We start from the raw sequence: 4,449 nt of genomic DNA on the forward strand, positions 1-4,449 counted from the left end.
CGCCGGCGCCGACTACTACAACCCCGGTGACTACGCCGCGGAGACCGGCGCCCGGCCGGTCGTCGAGTTCGAACCCGACGGGCAGCCCACCGTGCTGGTGGCTCCCCCGCTGCCGTGGTACCGCCGTCCCCCGCTTCTGTTCGGCACCGCCGCGGCGTTGGCCGCGGTCGCCGTCGGCGGACTGGCGGTAACCCTCACCAACAGCGACAGCTCTCCCACCACGACGACCACCCGGGTCACCAAGCCCGGGGAGAGTCCAGCCACTTCGGCCGCGCCGCCCCCGCCGGTGATCACGACGGTGACCGGCAGCAATGGTCAGGCCACGGTCACGACGCTGCCTGCCACCAGCACGCCCGGCCCCACTTCCGGCAGCCCGGCCACCACCACGACACCCACCACGATGACCACGACCACCACGACCACGACGCCCACGACGACCACGACCACCACCACGACGAGCACGACGACGAGCACGACGACGACGAGCACGACGACGCCCACGACGACGCCCACGACGAGCACCAGGACCACCACGACGACGCCCACCACCGAGCCGCCGCCCACCACCACCGAGCCGCCGCCCACCACCACAGCCGCACCGCCGACGACCACCGCGGAGCCGGTGGTGTCCACCACCGTCGCCCCCGCGGTAACCACGCAGGCCGTGGTTCCCGAAGAGCCGGCGCCCACCACCGAACCCGCGCCGCCCGAGTAGCGGTGTCCAACCCACCCGCGGCCGGTCCTGTGACCTCGGCGCGCGCAGCGCTGGACGCGCTGGCCGGTGAACCGGTGCGGCTCTACATCAGCGGCGGCATCGGCACCGGGAAAAGCACTGCGCTCCAAGCGGTCCGGCGCAAGCTAGGCGACTCGGGGCGCATCGTCTGCAGCCGTGTCCCGGATTCAGCGAACACCGATTCGGCCGTGGTGATCGACGACGCGCACCTGCTGGACGACGCCGCGCTTCGGGAGCTCGCCGAACTGGCCGACGACTCGGACCGGGCGATCGTGGTGGCCGCCGAGCCCCGCGACCACGACCGCGCACTCCGCGGCCTCGCCGCTGCGCTGGAACGGGACCGCCCCCGGATGACGCTGGGCCGGTTGAGCTCCGGCGAAATCTCCCACCTCGTCGCCGATCCCTCCGGGCATCCGCCGTCACCCGGCGTGCTGGCTGCCGTGCTGGCGGCATCCGCCGGAGTGCCGTTCCTGCTCGCCGCGATCGCGGCCGCACCCCGCCCGCTGACCGCGGCGTCGGTCGCTCGTGCCGCAGAGCTGGCATTGCTGGAGCGGTTGCGCCGACTTGACCAGACCGCGCTGGAAGCGCTCGTCATCGCCTCGCTCAGCACGGGACTGGGAGCGGCCGATCTGGCCGCAGCGTCAGGTGTCGACCCGCAACGTGGACCGGCTCTCATCGACCAGGCCCGGGGCACCGGCCTGCTCGAGCCGTCGTATCCGGTGGAGTTCCTTCGTTCGGTGCATCGCGCCGCCGCCCACCTGGTGGGCGCCACGCGTCATCACGAACTCGAAAAGCTCCTTCTGCGAACGCAATTGGATTCCTCGACGCTGTCGCTGCACCTGGCTTCCGAACTGGCTGAGCACGGTGTTCGCGACGATTCGCTGGCGGCCTGGCTGCGCGGACGCATCGCGACCGGTCCGGATGACCCCACCGACAGGGTGCGGCTGCACCGCGCCGCAGTGTCCGCCGGGGCACAGGACATGCGGGCGGCCCTGGCCGACTCATTGGCAGTGAGCGGCGACACGGTCGCGGCCGCCGCGCTGGCCGACGAGTTGCTCGGCTCGACGGAGGACGTCGAACGGGCCGGCGGGGTCCGGATCGCGGCCGGTATCGCCGCCCACAACGGCAACTACGCACACGCCGGCGAACTGTTCGACTGGCTGGGTCCCTACCCCGACGCCACGGTGGGCTCGGCCGCCGCCCTCGTGCACGCCGCCAACGGCAAGCTCGCCGCGGCACGGGCGGCACTCGAGTCAGGCCGGACGGGTCCGCCGACCGCTGCCGCCCGGATGGCGCGCAGCCTGGCCGAGGGCATCCTGCTCAGCACCGACGGGCCCTACCCGGCGGCGGCGGCCCGACTGGGGCAGGCGCTGGCCGTCGAGCGCGCCGCCACGGCGGTGATGCCCGACAGCGGCGCAGCACTGGTCACCCTGGCCGCCCTCAACGGCGGTGACCCGGTGCGCGCGCGCAGTGTCATCGACCGGGCGGTCAGGGACGACCGGGAGATCGCGACCGAACCGCTTTTCACCGCCCGCCATCGGCTGTTGCGCGGTTGGTCGCGGATGCAGGACGGGCGGCTGGCCGCGGCACTCGGGGACGCAGCCGTCGCGGACGCCGACGCCACAGCGGCGTTGCGCGGCCGGGACGCGCTGTGGGCGGCGGCACTGCGCGCCGCGGTCGCCCGGCGCGGCGGTGATGCCGGCGGCCTGCACACGCACTGGTCGGCGGGGATGGACGCCCTCGCCGGGTATTCGGTCGACCTGTTCTCCCTGCTGCCGTTGGGCGAGTTGTGGGTGGCCGGCGCCCGGCTCCGACAACAGGACCGCCTGGCACCCGCTCTCGAGCAGGGTTTCCAGATTCTCGCCGCGCTCGGCAACCCCACGACGTGGGCGCCGATGCTGCATTGGTCCGGGGTGCATGCGGGCATCCTGGCGGGCGATCCGGCCGCCGTGGCTCCGCACGGGCAGGCCCTGACCGCGATGGCCGAACACAGCCCGTTCGCCGGCGCCCTGGCCGCGGCCGGTCGCACCTGGCTGAAAGTGCTGGCCGACCAGGTGGACGCCGACGAGGTCATCGCGGCGGCCCGGGGCCTGGCGCAGTTCGGACTGGGCTCAGATGCCACCCGACTGGCCGGCCAAGCCGCGCTGCAGGCGCCGGACCCCAAGACCTCCGCACTGATGCTCCAGGTGGCCCGGGACATCAAACTCGGCGCCGGAGCCGACGCCGGAGGCGATTCCGAACCCTCGCCGGAGAGCGCGGAGCCGGACCGCCGGCCGCGACCGGTCTCCACGGCGCTGTCCGAACGCGAGCGCGAGGTGGCCGAACTGCTGCTGCTGGGCAAGCCGTACCGCGACATCGGCGCCCAGTTGTTCATCTCCGCCAAGACGGTGGAGCACCACGTCGCCCGGATCCGACGGCGTCTGGGCGCGGAATCGCGCTCCGAGATGCTGTCCATGCTGCGAGTCATCCTGGGACCCGGTGCCTGATCCGGGGACGTAAACGAGACCTCCCTCGCGCAACGACATCGGGAGATGCAACTATGATCCCGCGGCACACCCGACCGCGTCACTCCCGACCGTAGCCAACGACCCAGAAGAGGTAGTCGTGGAAACACAGACTCTCGTACGGCTGATCATCGGCCTCACCATGACGGCCATCGTCGGGATCTTCGCGCTCAAGCGAATCCTCTACCTGGTCAAACTGATCCGGTCGGGGCAGCCGACCGCCGACGAACGCGGCCGCAAGAACCACCTCGGCGAGCGCATCGGCAACCAGATCCGCGAGGTCTTCGGTCAGACCCGACTGCTGCGCTGGTCGATCCCCGGTATCGCGCACTTCTTCACCATGTGGGGCTTCTTCGTCCTGGCCACGGTGTACCTCGAGGCCTACGGTGTGCTCTTCGACCCGAAATTCCACATTCCGATCGTCGGCAAGTGGTCGATCCTGGGCTTCCTCCAGGACTTCTTCGCCGTGGCGGTGCTGCTGGGAATCATCGTGTTCGCGGTCATCCGCCTCAGGTCCGAGCCCAAGGAACACGGGCGGGCGTCGCGCTTCTACGGCTCGCACACCGGCGGCGCGTGGCTGATCCTGTTCATGATCTTCAACGTCATCTGGACCTACGCGCTGTTCCGCGGCGCCGCCGTCGCGGCCGGCAACCTGCCCTACGGCAAGGCGGCGTTCTTCTCGCACGGAATCGGCGCACTGCTGAGTCCGCTGGGAACCCACACCAACGAGATCATCGAAACCGTCGCGCTGCTGCTGCACATCGGCGTGATGCTGGTGTTCTCCCTGATCGTTCTGCACTCCAAGCACCTGCACATCGGTCTGGCCCCGCTCAACGTCACGTTCAAGCGGCTGCCCAACGCGCTGGGTCCGCTGCTGCCGATGGAGTCCAAGGGCGAATACATCGACTTCGAGGATCCCGCCGAGGACGCCGTGTTCGGCCGCGGCAAGATCGAGGACTTCACCTGGAAGGGTTATCTGGACCTCACCACCTGCACCGAGTGCGGCCGCTGCCAGTCGCAGTGCCCGGCCTGGAACACCGGAAAACCGTTGTCCCCCAAGATCCTCATCATGGACCTGCGCGACCACCTGTTCGCCAAGGCGCCCTACATCTTCGGTGACAACGAGAAGCCGACCGACGCCCTCATCGACACAGAGGGCGGCCTGGAGATCGGCGCCGACAACCCGCATCACGTGCCGGAGTCCGGCTTCGA

Annotated in this window: 3 protein-coding genes and 1 pseudogene; 2 read left to right on the forward strand and 2 right to left on the reverse strand. The window is 70.7% G+C overall.

The window, feature by feature from the left end:
- Positions 1-30: 30 nt before the first annotated feature.
- Both ADBZ5U_RS14505 and ADBZ5U_RS14510 read right to left on the reverse strand, forming a co-directional pair.
- Positions 31-294: a hypothetical protein gene (locus ADBZ5U_RS14505; RefSeq protein ID WP_526811356.1), complete on the reverse strand. Its 264-nt coding sequence runs from the start codon at positions 292-294 to the stop codon at positions 31-33.
- A gap of 21 nt (positions 295-315) precedes the next feature.
- Positions 316-690, reverse strand: coding sequence for a hypothetical protein (locus ADBZ5U_RS14510; RefSeq protein ID WP_526811358.1), 375 nt, complete (start codon positions 688-690; stop codon positions 316-318).
- 54 nt (positions 691-744) lie between these two features.
- On the opposite strand from ADBZ5U_RS14510, the gene iniR reads away from it, so the two are divergent.
- Together iniR and ADBZ5U_RS14520 are read left to right on the forward strand one after the other, a co-directional pair.
- Positions 745-3,219, forward strand: a complete 2,475-nt coding sequence (gene iniR, locus ADBZ5U_RS14515) for an isoniazid response ATPase/transcriptional regulator IniR (protein WP_526811359.1) — start codon at positions 745-747, stop codon at positions 3,217-3,219.
- Positions 3,220-3,337: 118 nt separating this feature from the next.
- Positions 3,338-4,449: pseudogene (locus ADBZ5U_RS14520) on the forward strand (Fe-S oxidoreductase); the annotation flags it as partial.

The sequence above is a fragment of the Mycobacterium sp. genome (assembly GCF_040398885.1).
Taxonomy (GTDB): Bacteria; Actinomycetota; Actinomycetes; order Mycobacteriales; family Mycobacteriaceae; genus Mycobacterium.